Raw genomic sequence first — 15,907 nt, forward strand, 5'->3', positions numbered from 1 at the left:
CGATGGGGTATCAAACGACAGAACACTTGAGCATGGTGGTAGAGCGCCATGCATCACTTGTTAAAAAGGTGGCGTGTCATTTGCTGGCACGTTTGCCTGCAAATATCCAATTAGATGATTTAATTCAATCTGGTATGATTGGCCTTATCGAAGCATCAAAGAACTTTGATGCCAGCAAAGGTGCGAGTTTTGAAACATTTGCCGGAATTCGGATCCGAGGCGCTATGCTTGATGAGATCCGCCGTGGTGATTGGGCACCGAGGTCTGTTCATAAAAATAGCAGAACGGTGGCTGAAGCGATATCTTTTCTCGAATCTGAGCTTGGGCGAGAACCAAAAGACACTGAAATCGCTGAAAAACTTGATATTACGCTAGATGAGTACCATCATATTCTACATGATGTAAATGCGAGTAAGATTATCGGTATAGAGGACTTAGGCGTCGATGAAGACGTTATAACTCCTGCAAACCATGATTTATCGCTAGACAAACCCTTTAATAACGTTAAAAATGAACGTTTTAACGAATCGTTGCTTTCAGCGATACAATCCCTGCCGGAAAGAGATGGGTTAGTATTGTCTCTGTATTACAACGATGAGATGAATTTAAAAGAAATCGGCCAGATACTTGATGTAAGCGAATCTCGTGTTAGCCAAATACATGGGCAGGCAATGATAAAGCTCAAAGCTAAAATCAATGACTGGGTCAATTAGAGTAAAAATAATAGGTTGAAACCTCACTGGAGGATGTTTTGGATAAAAACATGAAAATTCTCGTGGTTGATGATTTTTCTACAATGAGGAGAATAATCAAAAACTTACTTAGGGACTTGGGCTTTACAAATGTACAGGAAGCTGATGATGGAAGTACTGCGCTTCCTATGCTGCAAAATCAAGAGTTTGATTTTGTGGTAACCGACTGGAACATGCCGGGGATGCAAGGCATCGATCTCTTGCGTGCAATCCGTGCAGATGACGGCCTGAAGCATATCCCAGTTCTTATGGTAACTGCTGAAGCTAAGAAAGAGCAGATTGTTGCTGCGGCGCAAGCTGGTGTGAATGGATACATCGTTAAGCCATTTACTGCAGGAACACTGAAAACTAAGTTAGAAAAAGTGTTTGAACGTTTAGGTTAATAATAAGAAGGAGAGGCTTATGTCAACGCCTTCTGTGCCTCAAATCACCCTTGAACAAGCGAAGCAACTTGTTGTGTACTTGGAGCAAGGTGAGCAAGACAAAGCAGACCAGCTTATTCTGGATGCTGCCAATAAAGAACAGTCTGAGTTGTTCGCGGAGGTTGGGAAATTAACCCGACAGTTGCATGAATCTTTAAAAAGTTTTGAACTCGACACTCGTCTTTCTGATTTGACGACTGAAGCCATTCCCGATGCTAAACAACGTTTAAACTACGTCATGGAAATGACGGAAAATGCGGCGAATAAAACAATGGATGCGATAGAGGCTAGTTTGCCTTTGGCGCAACAATTGGGTGATGACATATCACAAATAAAGCCTACTTGGGACCGTCTTATGAACCGAGATATTCAGCTTGGTGAGTTTAAGACTTTATGTCATGATCTAGACCGCTTTATGCAGGGCTCTCAAACTCGAACGGATGAGCTACAGAGCCTGATGACTAACGTGCTAATGGCACAAGATTATCAAGATTTAACCGGCCAAGTTATTCGCCGTGTTATTGAACTTGTCAGGGAAGTTGAAGATAACCTTATCCATATGCTTACCGTTTTTGGTACAACTGATGATCAGCCAAATCAAGAAAGTAACCTTGTTACAGATGATGCAGCTGTTCAAACAACTGAAATAGATATAAATGCGATTTCTGGTCCAGAAGGTCCTATATTAGACGCTGAAATGCGTGATGATGTAGTGTCTGGGCAGGATGAAGTCGATGATTTATTGTCTAGTTTAGGCTTCTAATAGGAGAGTATGTACATGAGCTTTGAAGTCGATGAAGATATCTTACAAGACTTTCTTGTTGAAGCTGGGGAAATTTTAGAGCTGCTGTCTGAGCAATTAGTCGAGCTAGAAAATAATCCTGAAGATAAAGAGTTATTGAACGCAATTTTTCGTGGCTTTCATACAGTAAAAGGTGGTGCTGGTTTTTTAAGCATGACCGAACTGGTTGACGCATGTCATGGTGCTGAAAACGTGTTTGATGTGCTTAGGCAAGGTCAGCGCAGTGTTAGCTCAGAGCTAATGGATGTGATTTTACAGTCACTAGATACCATTAATGAAATGTTTAGTCATATTCAAAATCGCGAAAAACCAGAACCGGCTGATCCACAACTACTAGAAATATTACACCAATTAAGTCGCCCTGAATCAGAAGATGAAGCGCCCGTAACGACTCCTGAACCTGAGCCCGTTGAAGTGCCAGCGCCTGCAGATGATGTGTTGTTTGATGCAGATGTAACACCAGCTGCGTCGGCTACTACAGAAAGCGGTATTGATGAAATATCAGAAGATGAGTTTGAAAACTTATTAGATGAGTTACATGGTTCAGGACAAGGCCCTACAGTTACCGCAACCTCAACGCCTGCTGCCAGTAGTGATGGTGATATAAGTGATGATGAATTTGACAGTTTACTTGACGAATTACATGGCGTTGGTAGTTTCGGTAATATAGAGGCAGAACAATCAGCTCCACCAGCATCCGCTTCACCAAGTGCAAGTGCCGTAGATGATGATGAAATAAATGACGATGATTTTGAAGCATTGTTAGATGAGCTACATGGTAAAGGTGGTGCACCTAGTTCTAAAGAGGCTGAGGTTCCTGTTAAACCAAGTGCACCAGCGCCAAAACCTGAGCAACCGAAAGCAGCTACTCCAGCCCCAGCCCCTAAACCAGCTCCAGCCCCGAAGCCTGCAGCCAAACCTGCGCCTAAAAAAGCGGAAGCGTCGCCAGTAAAAGCGCCTGCTGCTAAGAAGCCTGCCGCCGCTCAGGCTGAAACAACAGTTCGTGTAGATACTAAACGTTTAGATCAAATCATGAATATGGTTGGCGAATTGGTACTTGTTCGTAACAGGCTTGTTAGCCTTGCAAATAATACCAATAGTGAAACTATGGGTAAGGCGATATCGAATTTGGATGTGGTTACTGCTGATCTACAAGGTGCGGTAATGAAAACCCGGATGCAGCCAATTAAGAAAGTATTTGGTCGCTTTCCACGCGTAGTTCGAGATTTAGCACGAAGCCTGAAAAAAGACATTAACTTGATTTTAGAAGGTGAAGAGACAGATTTAGATAAAAACTTGGTTGAAGCTCTTGCAGATCCACTTGTCCACTTAGTGAGAAATTCCGTTGACCATGGTATTGAAATGCCCGATGTGCGTGAAGCCGGTAATAAACCAAGAACGGGTACTGTCACACTTTCCGCTTCTCAGGAAGGGGATCATATCTTATTGACCATCAGAGATGATGGTGCTGGGATGGATCCTGAGAAGCTAAAGAAAATAGCCATTGGTAAAGGGGTCATAGATTCAGATCAAGCGAGCCGCTTATCTGACACCGAATCGTATAACTTAATTTTTGCACCGGGTTTTTCGACTAAAGAAGAAATATCAGATATTTCAGGTCGTGGCGTTGGAATGGATGTTGTAAAGACGAAAATTACTCAGCTAAATGGTTCTGTAAATATACAGTCTGAATTAGGTGTTGGTACCATTTTAGAAATTAAAGTACCGCTAACTTTGGCCATATTGCCGACGTTAATGGTGGTGGTTGGCGAGCAAACGTTCGCATTACCATTAGCTGGCGTGAGTGAAATCTTCCATTTAGATTTAACCAAGACAAATATCGTTGATGGGCAGCTGACTATTATTGTTCGTCAAAAAGCCATTCCATTGTTTTACTTAGAGCATTGGTTAGTAAAAGGTGCCGATACAACGACAAGAAAAGCAGAAGGCCATGTTGTTATTGTTCAAATAGGAACTCAACAAGTTGGCTTTGTTGTTGACTCTTTAATTGGTCAAGAGGAGGTTGTTATAAAACCTTTAGACCAACTACTACAAGGTACGCCAGGAATGGCGGGGGCAACAATTACTTCTGATGGCGGGATTGCCTTAATCTTAGATGTGCCAAATATGTTGAAGTATTATGCTGGGCAATAGCCCAATTGGGTAAATTATAGTTAAATTGATTGAAGTGGTGCTTGGGCACCACTTTTCAGATCCGCATAAAAAATGAGCGTGCCAATGGCAGTTAAAGTATTAGTAGTTGATGACTCGAGCTTTTTTCGTCGTCGAGTCAGTGAAATTTTAGAAAAAGATAGCGATATAAAAGTCATTGACTTTGCAGTAAATGGCCAAGATGCTGTCGAAAAAGCAGCAAAATTACGGCCTGATGTTATCACTATGGATGTTGAAATGCCTGTGATGGACGGGATCAGTGCTGTAAAAAAAATCATGCAGGCTAACCCGACGCCAATCTTAATGTTTTCATCTCTAACAAGAGAAGGAGCGGGGGCGACATTAGATGCATTAGATGCTGGGGCTGTGGATTTCTTACCTAAAAAGTTTGAAGATATCGCTCGAAATAGCGAAGAGGCGATTAAGTCGTTACAAACAAAAGTAAAAGAGATTGGTCGTAGAAGAATGCCGCGTATGGCACTCTCTATGACTTCAACACGCGCTCCAGTGAGTGATACTACGAGTCGTCTTAATACACGGCAAATAAAGCCAACAGTCCCACAACCGGATCGCAGCTTTAACCGAACTGCAGCGCCGGTTTCAAGCTCTAGTGCAGCAAGTGTAAAAGCATCAGGAAAACGTTATCAGTTGGTTGCTATTGGGACTTCTACAGGGGGCCCAGTTGCATTACAGACTATTTTGACACAACTTCCAGCTAACTTTCCTCACCCCATTTTACTTATCCAACATATGCCTGCTGCGTTTACACCTGCTTTTGCTGGTAGGCTAGACAGCTTGTGTAAAATAAAAGTACAAGAAGCAAAAAATGGGGACAGATTGACGCCTGGTGTCGCTTATTTAGCTCCAGGTGGACAACAGATGATGGTTGAGGCACGTGGTGGATCAAAAACGCTAAAAGTTTTTGAAGACGATAGCCCTCGGATCACCTACAAACCGAGTGTTGATATCACCTTTGCAAGTGCAGCGAAAGCGTATCAAGGCGATGTGCTGGCGGTTGTGTTAACCGGTATGGGAGCTGATGGACGAGATGGTGCGAGAATGCTAAAACAGGCTGGCGCGACTATCTGGGCGCAGGACGAAAAAACCTGTGTTGTTTATGGAATGCCCCAAGCGGTTGCAAACGCCGGTTTATCGACTGAAAGTTTAGCACTTCAGGATGTAGCGACACGTGTTACAAAAGAAGTTGGCTGTTAGTCGATATTTTTGAGTACCCTAATAAAGGTTTAGATGATAGATTCATAATGAATAGACATCGCGTTTAGGAATAGACATAAATAGTGAAGATCTGGACAGTCGCAAATCAAAAAGGTGGAGTAGGGAAAACAACCACTGCTGTGAGCTTAGGTGGCATATTAGCGTTGCAAGGAAAGCGGGTGTTACTTATTGACACTGATCCTCATGCTTCATTAACTTACTATTTTGGTATTGATTCCGAAGAGTTAGAAGTGAGTGTTTATGATATTTTTGCTCGTGGTGCAGCAATGCAAAGCGAAGAAATTTTACAGGCCTTATGTCCATCAACAATTGATAATTTAGATATTTTGCCAGCAACGATGGCTATTGCGACACTTGATAGAAGTATGGGAAACAGGACTGGTATGGGTCTTGTCCTGAAAAAAACGTTAGCGAAAATTAGCGAACACTATGATTATGCAATTTTAGATTGCCCACCTGTGTTAGGGGTTTTAATGGTGAATGCCTTAGCAGCCAGTGAACGTATTTTAATCCCTGTGCAAACAGAGTTTTTGGCATTGAAAGGGCTTGACCGTATGATGCGAACGATGGAATTGATGCAAAGTTCGCAGTCTAAAGATTATCAATATACGATAGTTCCGACCATGTACGATAAAAGAACAAAAGCATCGTTAGAGGCATATAAGTCATTACTTGCAAACTATAAAGACTATGTTTGGCCTGGTGTTATTCCAGTGGATACTAAGTTTCGAGATGCTAGCCTTGCGCAGAAGGTACCTGTAGAATTTTGTCCTAAGTCTCGCGGGGTGTTTGCATACCAAGCATTATTAGAGCATTTGCAACAGGCTAAATAGAGGTGTTAATGAGTAAGCATTTGTTTGCTAATGAAAAAGTAATGAAGCAGTATTTAGGTGCTTTGTTGACTGAGGAGTCTTTTCAAGAGGAAGAGTTGGCACCTGTTGCTAAATTATTAGAGCAAGTACAAAGTGTTGATGAAGTAGTTACAGATATTGTTGAAGCCGAAGCGGTATCACCTGAATTAGAGGTCGAAACGCGTATTGTAGATGTTTCTGAGACGATAGATGTTGAAGAGAAACCTCAAGATATCGTTGAGCTACAAGCAAAAAATCTTGAGATAACAGAAAATAATACTATTATCAAAGAAGCAACAGAAACGGTAAATCAATCCGTTAGTGCACGAGAAGCGTATGGTGAAGATGAATTTCAGGCGCTATTTTTTGAAGTTGCAGGGTTAACACTTGCAGTTCCGTTAAAATCATTAGGCGGAATTCACCAGTTAGGTGAAATAAACCAGTTGTTTGGTAAGCCCAAATGGTTTAAAGGGGTGATGTTAAATCGAGAAGAAAAGTTAAATGTTGTAGACACTGCACGGTGGGTTATGCCCGAAAAGTTTACAGCAGAGCTTGAGGAGCGTTTAGATTATCAGTATTTGATAACTCTGGGCGATAGTCCATGGGGCTTATTGGCAGAGAGCCTAGTTAATAATATAACCTTGCAACCAGATGATGTAAAATGGCGTACAAGCGACGGTAAACGACCATGGTTGGCGGGAGTTATTAAGAAGAAAATGTGCGCCTTAATAGACGTCGATAATTTGAACCGCTTGCTTGAGCAAGGCCTCGATAGTCGAGAGCAGTAACTAAGATCTTTATGGAGTAAAACCATGAGCCAAGATAGACTACTTTCTGCAGACAAGAATGCTGATAGTAACGATGAAGTTCTTCAATGGGTAACGTATAAGCTTGAAGATGAAACGTATGGCATTAATGTAATGCAAGTACAAGAAGTGTTACGTTACACTGAAATTGCACCCGTACCAGGCGCACCAAGCTATGTACTGGGCATTATTAATCTGCGTGGTAATGTTGTTACCGTTATTGACACTAGAGCGCGCTTTGGACTAATGAGTGCTGAGGTTACTGATAATTCGCGTATTGTAATTATTGAGGCTGAAAAGCAAGTTATCGGTATTTTGGTCGACAGTGTTGCGGAAGTGGTATACTTGCGTAGTTCAGAGATTGATAGTGCGCCAAACATTGGAACTGAAGAAAGTGCTAAATTTATCCAAGGTGTATCGAACCGTGAAGGTGAGTTGTTGATCTTGGTTGACCTTAATAAACTGCTCAATGATGATGAGTGGGATGAAGTGAGCCATATATAAATAGTGGAAGTAGTAAATAATAATTTGGTTTTACTGTTTGTCTCAATAACCTCAAGTATGCTGTCGCTAGTCTGCTTGGGGTTTATTTTTGTGCTTACCAAAAAAAATCAACAGAATGAACAAAAACACAAGGTGTTACGCCAACACTTGCAACAGAGCGAAAACCAAACTGCTATTTTACGTAGTGAAATTGCTGAGCTTAGGTCTGGTTTACTGAGTATAGGTCAACGACTGGTTGCATGTGAGAATTACGCCAAAGATATCGCACAGCAGCAAGCTGCTCAAAAGTATGATGATCCAGATGCTAAAATCTATTCACGTGCTGTAAAAATGGTAGAGCTGGGTGCTGACATTGAAGAGATCATGCGTGAATGTGAATTGCCTCGTGCAGAAGCCGAGCTGCTCATGTCTTTGCATAACAAATCGTCATGATTAGGCTTTAATATCAAGTTTGCTATTAAATCCGTTCCATCCAGGGGGAAATTTCCCCCTTAAAACATACGAAAAAGCAATTAATTCAGCAATGACATAATAGAGCTCAGGAGGGATCTCCTGATTAAGATCTAGCTTACTGAGCGTGTTAGCTAGGCTTGCATCTTGATGTAACATAATACCTTTCTCTTCAGCGATCGCAATTATCTCGTCGGCGAGTTCACCAAACCCTTTACAGGCAACGTGTGGTGATTTTCCGGCTTCATATAATAGGCCTATGGCCGTTTTTTGTTCCATATTAGTTCCCGTTTTATATTTGAATATTGACAATCGAGTGACTATTAAAGAATAACTCGACTTGCTCAGCGTTTTCCGACAGGGCAATTTCGCTAACTTGTAAACCGTGCTCGCTGAGTTTTCGCCGTAGCCCATCAATGTGGGGCGCGGCAAGTTGACGTGCCTGTACTGTACTCGCTAGTAATTGTATATCAAGTGATTTATCCATGAGCTCAGCGTGTGCACTGATTTTTCCTTGATTAGCATAGTCAAAGTTTAAGCGAATAAACCAAACTGTTTTCTCGGGCATATTTTCTTTGGCTTTTCTTTTATATTGTCCAATTTGTAATTCAGTTTGCTTACACTCGGAGGGGAGTTTCATGGGTAAAAATAAGCTGAGTAATAGCTGTGTATCGGAATCAAACTTAGCTGCATTTGGATTTGCTGGCAAGTTCACGTGACTTGCGTTGTTTACCTGTATTAAGTCATCTACTAACTGTGATTGTAGTAGTGGTAAGTTTTGCAGCATTTGCTTAGGTTGTACACTTTTGAATTCGGGCGTCAGTGTTTTGAGTAAAGTATGTAAGCGTTCTAGCTTTGCATCTTCACTATAACCTTGCACCGCTTTTGGCGCAGCAATTAGTGTTACGAGGAGCTTGTCGAGTGCTTGTGTAAAGTTTGCAGCTGTTGCCTTTATAGTTGTTTTTGGCTGTGAGCTTAAGAGTTGTCCTAATTGTGGTTGTAATTCTTGTAAGACCTTTTCGGAATTGGTGTTCTCTTCGCTTATCATTCTTGAGAATGCGTTGTTGACTAACCTTGTTAAATCTATCGAGTTACTGTTTCTATAATTGAACAGAGCCTCTATTTTTGGAGAAATATCAGAATTAACAGCCGTGTTTGATTGATTACTTGGTTTGACGGCTAATAAGGTACTTAACAACAAGCGTTCTATTGGCCGTTTTGGCACGTATGGTGCCTCTGAGAGAGGTTTTTGACGTGGTGTATTGGCGGATAGGTTTGTTTCTTGTACTGCGATTAACGGAGACGTTAGTACTTTCAGTAACGTAGGGTTGGTTTGACCGACCTCTTTATCAGAGAGTGATGATTTAGCTAATATAGGGTCTTGTAAGACTTGTGTCAGTTGCGACAGAAGTTGAACAATGGGAGGTTGTGCCGGGTGTTGAGCGGATTGAAGCACCATGGGGCGGCCAACCTGGTTAATTAATTGAGGCGTAAAGGTGGCTGTACTTTTTGGTGTTGCGGACGTCAATTTTGGATTGTTCGGGCCACTAAAAGGCAGCGTAGCCCATTTGATAAGTGCCGTTTTTACAGCGAGCTTGATATCATCTAAGCTGATATTTAATAAAGGTTTAGTATAGTTTAAAGTTGTTTCAAGGCGAACTGAATCGACGTTTTGGATCGTGGTTGTTGGTTGTGTTGTAACATCAGAAAATTGACGTTTAACGGGGTGAGACAGAGCCAGTAAATGAGATTGTGGTACCTGAGATAACTTGACCCCCTGCGTTTGCTTGGATATTTCTACAGGAAACCATTTATTGCCCGCTTTGCTCGGTTGGGCATTGACTAGTGCGTCCGATAGTTTTAATGGCTGTTGTGACTCAGTAAATTTAATTTGCACACTTTGTTTGTCGACTAACATCAGCGGCATCTGTTTTTGTGCTGATAAGCTATCAATGACTTTGTGTTTGCTAATAGTACCAGCCAATAATTTGTCTTCAAATTGATTAAATAATGTGAATGATATTTTATGCGCGTCGGCTTGAATACCGGCAACAAGTTTACTCTCGTTTTTAAGTACTTGTGCAAGTACTGGATTAATTGACAGTGACATGCCTAATTTATTGAAGTGTAATTGTGGATGAGGTTTTTCGGTTACACTCACATGATGTTGAATATTGGTACTTGGGTGCTGGTTTTTTAATAATGTGAGTAATGATAATAACGCGTTGGCCGCTTTGATTTGCACATTTTGCTCGGGCGTTTTAAGGGTTAAACTTTGCCCATTATTGTGTATTGTAATGAGTGCTTCTTCAATTCGAATGGGGACTGTGTTGCCATTATTTATTGCTAAGCGCAGTGGTTGCCATCTCCCATTAAGTTCAACTTCCATCTGAAGGCTATTAGGCTTGATGACAATATTTCTCGCAGTAAACGTTTGTGTCGAGAGATTAAGCTCGCTTTTTGTACCAGCATCGCTTAAAGCTGCGCGAGTGTCAGATGTACTCGAAGGTTGGATAGATATTGGCTGCTTATTCATTATTCTAAATCAAATTTTCAGTAATCGTTTGTGTTGGATTATTCGTATTACCATACCATTATGGTAGACTAACGCCCAATTTTGAGTAGTGAGAATCATCAATTTGCTAGAGATTAAATCTGTCACTTGTGTCAAACAAGAGCGTTGTTTATTCGAGTCTTTAAGCTTTGCTTTAGACGCAGGTCAAATTATGCAAGTTGAGGGCCCAAATGGTGCTGGTAAAACATCTTTGTTGCGCATTATTGCTGGATTCGCGAATGCCGATGAAGGGGAAGTCATTTTTCAAGGTCATTCAATCACACAATGTTATGACGACTTCGCTGCTGAACTTTTATTTATTGGCCATAAAACAGGCGTTAATGGTCAGCTGACGGCTTATGAAAATGTATGTTATTGGTTAGATGTACATGGTTATGAGCGTGCCACAAATATTTATGACATTTTGGCGAAATTGGGTTTAGTTGGTCTGGAAGATGTCCCTGTCCGAACACTATCAGCGGGTCAGCAGCGACGGGTTGCATTAGCAAGACTTTGGATGAATAACGCTAAGGTGTGGATTTTAGATGAACCGTTTACGGCGCTTGATAAAAGGGGCGTTGTGATGTTGCAGCAACAGTTTGCTCAGCAGTTGAGCCGTGGTGGGGCTATTTTACTAACAACTCACCAAGATTTAACTGCACATTTTTCTGCTCTGAAAAAAGTGGTTTTGGAGTACCGACATTAATGAACGCATCACATTCCTACTTGCAACTTTTTTATGCAGTATATTCTAAAGACTTAACTTTGGCATTTCGACAACGAGCAGAAATTGTTAACCCGCTATTGTTTTTCCTTATCGTTATTACCTTATTCCCACTAGCCATAGGCCCTGAACCGGCTTTATTAGCGCGCATGGCGCCAGGGATTATTTGGGTGGCGGCTTTGTTATCGACCATGCTTGGTTTAGATAAAGTGTTTCGGGATGATTTTAATGATGGGTCGTTAGAGCAGTTAATTGCATCTGCATACCCTTTACCGTTAACCGTCCTCGCTAAGGTGTTAGCACATTGGACAATAACAGGGTTGCCAATGGTATTAATGGTTCCTGTTTTTGCATTACTTATGAATTTAGATACTCAACTGTTGACTGCAACATTGCTAACTTTGTTAATTGGCACGCCATTGCTGAGCTTTATTGGCGCAATTGGTGCAGCACTAACCGTTGGGCTGCAAAAAGGCGGCATATTAATGAGTCTTTTAGTACTACCTTTGTATATACCTGTATTAATTTTTGCGACGTCTGCCATCGACACGAGTAGTATGTCATTGGCGTATGGTGGACAACTCGCGATCCTGGGGGCTATGTTAGCGGTAGCAGCTGTTATGGCCCCTTTAGCAATATCGTCAGCTTTAAAAGTGAGTGTAAGTTAACATGTGGAAATGGTTACATCCCTATGCAAAAGCAGAGCGTGCGTACCAATTGTGTAATACGCTACTGCCTTATTTTACCGTGTTTACCGTTGTGTCTTTGGTTGTAGGTTGGGTCTGGGGGCTCGCCTATGCGCCGGCAGATTATCAACAAAAAGATAGCTACCGTATAATTTTTATTCATGTCCCCTCTGCAATTTTATCTATGGGGGCTTACTCATCGATGGCTATTGCTGCCATCGTCGCGTTGGTATGGCAACTCAGAAATGCTGAGTTAGCAGTGGTTGCCATAGCGCCTGTCGGGGCAGCGATGACCGTAATCGCATTAGTGACTGGCGCTGCTTGGGGTAAACCTATGTGGGGCGCATGGTGGGTGTGGGATGCACGACTAACATCAGAGTTAATATTATTATTTTTATATTTAGGGGTTTTATCTCTTTACCATGCGTTTGAAGATAAAAAATCAGCCGGAAGAGCTGCCTGTATTTTGTCAATTGTGGGAGTCATTAATCTCCCGATTATTCATTTCTCTGTTGAGTGGTGGAATACATTGCATCAAGGGGCAACGATCACCAAGTTTGATACTTCAGCCATAGATCCGTCAATGCTATGGCCGCTGTTCGTTAATATTGCTGCGTTTGCTGGCTTTGTTGGGGTGGTGACGTTAATTCGGTTGAAAAATGAGATCTTACAACGAGAAAAGCATCGCCCGTGGGTGCGTAATTTAGTAAGTCGAGGTTAAGTATGCAATTTGAGTCATTTAGTGATTTTATAGCGATGGGCGGATATGGTTTTTATGTTTGGTTATCGTACTGTAGTTGTGCTTTTGTATTGTTATCGGTGTTGTTAAGCGCTTTACATGATGGAAAACACCTCAAACAGCAGGTTAAATTACAAATAGAGCGTGAAGCGAGAATTAAGAAAGCACATCAGGAGCAAGCAGTATGAACCCTAGACGTAAAAAGCGCATGCTTGCAGTTTTAGCTATTATCTTTGGTGTGGGATCGGCAATCGGCTTAACTTTATACGCATTGCAAGAAAATATAAATCTATTTTATACACCAAGCGAGTTAATTGAAGGTAAAGGTGAGGGGAAAGAAAAGCCTTTCGTGGGTCAAAAATTAAGAATTGGCGGTATGGTTGTGCCTGGATCTGTGGTTCGAGATGAAACCAATTTAGATGTAACATTCAAATTAGTCGATACTGGCCCGCTTGTTACTATCAAGTATCATGGTATTTTGCCTGACTTATTTCGTGAAGGGCAAGGTATTGTGGCGCAGGGCACTTTGATTGAACCTAATGTTATCGAGGCATTTGAAGTACTTGCTAAACATGATGAAGAATACATGCCCTCTGAAGTTGCTGAAGCAGTTAAAGGCATTAAACATGTTAAGCCAACTTATAATTTAAATAGCGAGAACTAGTATGATCCCTGAGATTGGTTATTTCTCGTTAGTGCTTGCAATGGCTCTGAGTCTTTTGCTGTGTATTTTTCCTATGTGGGGCGCTTACACTGGGAATCTAAGACTAATGCGTGCAGCGCCATCATTGGCGGTAGGTCAATGCTTATTTGTGTTGGTGTCTTTCGCAATTTTGATTTACATAACGCTTATGGATGATTTCACCGTTGCATATGTTGCGCATCATTCAAGTACCAGTTTACCTTGGTACTACAAAGTTACCTCCACATGGGGGGGTCATGAAGGAGCCATTTTATTGTGGCTAGTCATGCAATCAAGCTGGACGGCACTCGTTGCGATGATGTCGAACTCATTACCTTGGGTATTACGAGCACGTGTATTAGGTGTTTTAGGCTTCCTGGGGGTGGGTTTTATGTTATACACCCTGTGGATGTCCAGCCCGTTTGAGCGTTTACTTCCTTATTACCCTGTTGAGGGTCGCGACCTTAATCCTTTGTTACAAGATCCAGGTATGATCATACACCCTCCATTGCTTTACATGGGGTATGTTGGGTTATCGGTATCATTTGCTTTTGCCATTGCTGCGCTATTAACTGGAAAATTAGACAATACTTGGGCTAAGTGGTCACGGCCTTGGACAATGGTTGCATGGGGCTTTTTAACCCTTGGGATAACCATTGGAAGTTGGTGGGCATACTCTGAGCTTGGTTGGGGAGGTTGGTGGTTTTGGGATCCTGTAGAAAATGCTTCATTAATGCCGTGGTTAGTTGCAACGGCGTTGCTGCATTCATTGGCAAGTACCGAAAAGCGCGGCATTTTTAAGTCTTGGACAGTGTTACTTGCGATCACGGCTTTTAGTTTGTGTCTGCTGGGGACCTTTATTGTACGTTCCGGTATTATTGTTTCGGTTCATGCGTTTGCAACTGATCCTGACAGAGGATTATTTATTCTGAGCTTTTTACTTGTTGTTGTTGGCGGGAGTTTGGCTTTATATGCCATGCGCGTGTCTGAGGTTAAAAGTGAGGGGCGTTATAAGTTGCTCTCAAGAGAAGTTACATTATGGGCAAATAATATCTTTTTAGTGGTCGCCACGTTAATTGTGCTCCTTGGCACCTTGTTACCGATGATCCACAAAGAATTAGGATTAGGATCGATTTCGATTGGTGTACCTTTCTTCAATCAAATGTTTGCGATATTGATTGTGCCGTTTGCATTGTTATTAGGAATCGCACCATTTTTAAGGTGGAAACAAAATAAGCCGTCGCCTTTGGTCAAAAAAGTCGTGGGGTTAGCTGCCAGTTCTTTATTACTAACTGCTGTGTGGTTGTATGGTAGTTACGATACGGTATCGGCATTAACGTTCGTTGCTACAGCGTTGGCTGTTTGGATCACGTTAGGTGCCTTGTTAGATATTTTTGAAAAAGTATCTGTAGAAAAGCAATTATTACACGGTTTTAAGCGCCAAAGCTTAAGTTATTGGGCAATGATATTAGGCCATGTAGGCATCGCCTTTGTGATTGCAGGTGTTACATTAACATCAGCTTATTCAGTGGAGCGTTCTGTCAGTGTAAAACCTGGAGATATTGCACTGCTTAACGAGTATCAATATCGTTTTGAAGGCGTTAAAGAGATCCGCGGGCCGAATTACAGTGGTCATGCGGGGGTGGTTACCGTATTAAAAGGAGAGAAAAAAGTCACTGAGCTTTATGCAGAAAAGCGCCTTTATGATGTTGGCATGCAGTTTATGACGGAAGCAGCCATTGATGATGGCTTTTTCCGCGACTTGTATTTGGCACTTGGTGAGCAGCTTAGCAATGGGTATTGGTCACTGCGTATCTATCACAAGCCTTATGTACGTTGGATGTGGTTAGGCGGCTTATTAATTTCATTTGCTGGCTTTTTGGTCGTTGCAGATAGGCGCTATAGAAAGCGTACTCACAACAAAAAAATGGATGGGGTAACAGCATGAATAAGAAGTTCTTAGCGATTATTCCGTTTTTAATTTTTATGTTTCTCTGTGTCTTTTTGTACCAAGGCCTTTTTGGAAATCCGCGTGAGTTACAAACAGGGCGAATTGGTCAAACAATGCCGAGCTTTGTGCTGCCCGACTTAATGGATGAAGGTAAACTATGGACAAATACAGATTTGCTTGGTGACGTTTATTTATTAAATGTATGGGGTACTTGGTGTCCAACTTGTATTGCTGAATTAGGCTATTTAGAGCAGTTGCGCGAGCAGGGGGTCCGCATCATAGGTTTATATTATGAGCAAGCTTATGACCCTGATTTTGGTGATCACTTTGACATTGACGCACTTCGCACAGAAGTAAAAACAATGCTCAAGAGGGCGGGAAGTCCGTACCAGTTTAATATTTTAGATTTAGAGCGAACATTGGCACTTGACTTAGGGGTGTCAGGTGCACCAGAAACTTTTTTAGTAGATAAAGAAGGTAAAATATTGTTGCACCATACGGGAGATATAAACCCCAGAGTATGGCGAGCTAAGTTTGCCCCGGTGATCCAGGAGTTATCACAATGAACGCTGTATT

At 41.8% G+C, this 15,907-nt stretch carries 18 protein-coding genes; 16 read left to right on the forward strand and 2 right to left on the reverse strand.

The genetic code is table 11. The features are described from left to right. Positions 1-2: 2 nt before the first annotated feature. The 9 genes from CWC18_RS08650 to CWC18_RS08690 all read left to right on the forward strand — a co-directional run bounded on the left by CWC18_RS08650 (position 3) and on the right by CWC18_RS08690 (position 7,977). Positions 3-713 carry an RNA polymerase sigma factor FliA gene (locus CWC18_RS08650; RefSeq protein ID WP_040696547.1) on the forward strand — a complete coding sequence of 237 codons (711 nt, stop codon included), beginning with the start codon at positions 3-5 and terminating at the stop codon, positions 711-713. Positions 714-751: 38 nt separating this feature from the next. Continuing rightward, positions 752-1,135 (forward strand): chemotaxis response regulator CheY, encoded by a 384-nt coding sequence (gene cheY / locus CWC18_RS08655; RefSeq protein WP_138590523.1) that lies wholly within the window; start codon positions 752-754, stop codon positions 1,133-1,135. Positions 1,136-1,154: 19 nt separating this feature from the next. Further along, entirely contained in the window at positions 1,155-1,937 is a 783-nt protein-coding gene (locus CWC18_RS08660; RefSeq protein ID WP_138590525.1) for a protein phosphatase CheZ, read from the forward strand. Between the two features lie 15 nt (positions 1,938-1,952). Further along, on the forward strand, positions 1,953-4,130 hold the full coding sequence (locus CWC18_RS08665; protein ID WP_138590527.1) for a chemotaxis protein CheA: 2,178 nt from the start codon (positions 1,953-1,955) through the stop codon (positions 4,128-4,130). 84 nt (positions 4,131-4,214) lie between these two features. Beyond that, on the forward strand, positions 4,215-5,363 hold the full coding sequence (locus CWC18_RS08670) for a protein-glutamate methylesterase/protein-glutamine glutaminase (protein WP_138590529.1): 1,149 nt from the start codon (positions 4,215-4,217) through the stop codon (positions 5,361-5,363). A gap of 83 nt (positions 5,364-5,446) precedes the next feature. Then, a complete protein-coding gene (locus tag CWC18_RS08675) occupies positions 5,447-6,217 on the forward strand; it encodes a ParA family protein (protein WP_138590531.1) in 771 nt (256 codons plus the stop codon). An 8-nt stretch (positions 6,218-6,225) separates the two neighbouring features. Then, the gene (locus CWC18_RS08680; protein ID WP_138675093.1) at positions 6,226-7,023 is read left to right on the forward strand and encodes a chemotaxis protein CheW; all 798 of its coding nucleotides are present in this window, start codon (positions 6,226-6,228) and stop codon (positions 7,021-7,023) included. Between the two features lie 24 nt (positions 7,024-7,047). After that, entirely contained in the window at positions 7,048-7,545 is a 498-nt protein-coding gene (locus CWC18_RS08685; protein ID WP_119861839.1) for a chemotaxis protein CheW, read from the forward strand. 57 nt (positions 7,546-7,602) lie between these two features. Beyond that, positions 7,603-7,977: a DUF2802 domain-containing protein gene (locus tag CWC18_RS08690; RefSeq protein ID WP_171041062.1), complete on the forward strand. Its 375-nt coding sequence runs from the start codon at positions 7,603-7,605 to the stop codon at positions 7,975-7,977. Here the strand turns inward: CWC18_RS08690 and CWC18_RS08695 are convergent, their stop codons facing one another. Both CWC18_RS08695 and CWC18_RS08700 read right to left on the reverse strand, forming a co-directional pair. Beyond that, on the reverse strand, positions 7,978-8,274 hold the full coding sequence (locus tag CWC18_RS08695; RefSeq protein ID WP_138675094.1) for an EscU/YscU/HrcU family type III secretion system export apparatus switch protein: 297 nt from the start codon (positions 8,272-8,274) through the stop codon (positions 7,978-7,980). It lies immediately after the preceding gene. Between the two features lie 13 nt (positions 8,275-8,287). Then, positions 8,288-10,531 carry a flagellar hook-length control protein FliK gene (locus CWC18_RS08700; protein WP_138675095.1) on the reverse strand — a complete coding sequence of 748 codons (2,244 nt, stop codon included), beginning with the start codon at positions 10,529-10,531 and terminating at the stop codon, positions 8,288-8,290. 103 nt (positions 10,532-10,634) lie between these two features. Between CWC18_RS08700 and ccmA the strand changes: the two genes are divergently transcribed. Genes ccmA through CWC18_RS08735 form a run of 7 tightly spaced genes read left to right on the forward strand, consistent with a single transcriptional unit; the run spans position 10,635 to position 15,897 of the window. Then, positions 10,635-11,255 (forward strand): cytochrome c biogenesis heme-transporting ATPase CcmA, encoded by a 621-nt coding sequence (ccmA, locus tag CWC18_RS08705; protein ID WP_138590541.1) that lies wholly within the window; start codon positions 10,635-10,637, stop codon positions 11,253-11,255. Next, on the forward strand, positions 11,255-11,941 hold the full coding sequence (gene ccmB / locus CWC18_RS08710) for a heme exporter protein CcmB (RefSeq protein ID WP_138675096.1): 687 nt from the start codon (positions 11,255-11,257) through the stop codon (positions 11,939-11,941). The genes ccmA and ccmB overlap by 1 nt, the downstream gene beginning before the upstream one ends. A gap of 1 nt (position 11,942) precedes the next feature. Then, positions 11,943-12,680, forward strand: a complete 738-nt coding sequence (locus tag CWC18_RS08715; protein ID WP_138675097.1) for a heme ABC transporter permease — start codon at positions 11,943-11,945, stop codon at positions 12,678-12,680. 2 nt (positions 12,681-12,682) lie between these two features. Then, positions 12,683-12,886 (forward strand): heme exporter protein CcmD, encoded by a 204-nt coding sequence (gene ccmD, locus CWC18_RS08720; protein ID WP_138675098.1) that lies wholly within the window; start codon positions 12,683-12,685, stop codon positions 12,884-12,886. Then, complete coding sequence (gene ccmE, locus CWC18_RS08725) at positions 12,883-13,362, forward strand: cytochrome c maturation protein CcmE (protein ID WP_119861847.1); 480 nt, start codon at positions 12,883-12,885, stop codon at positions 13,360-13,362. Before ccmD ends, ccmE begins: the two co-directional genes overlap by 4 nt. Position 13,363: 1 nt before the next feature. Next, positions 13,364-15,328, forward strand: a complete 1,965-nt coding sequence (locus CWC18_RS08730; protein ID WP_138675099.1) for a heme lyase CcmF/NrfE family subunit — start codon at positions 13,364-13,366, stop codon at positions 15,326-15,328. After that, on the forward strand, positions 15,325-15,897 hold the full coding sequence (locus CWC18_RS08735) for a redoxin family protein (protein ID WP_138675100.1): 573 nt from the start codon (positions 15,325-15,327) through the stop codon (positions 15,895-15,897). Before CWC18_RS08730 ends, CWC18_RS08735 begins: the two co-directional genes overlap by 4 nt. The last annotated feature ends 10 nt before the right edge of the window (positions 15,898-15,907 follow it).

The sequence above is a fragment of the Pseudoalteromonas aurantia genome (assembly GCF_005886875.1).
GTDB lineage: Bacteria > Pseudomonadota > Gammaproteobacteria > Enterobacterales > Alteromonadaceae > Pseudoalteromonas > Pseudoalteromonas aurantia_A.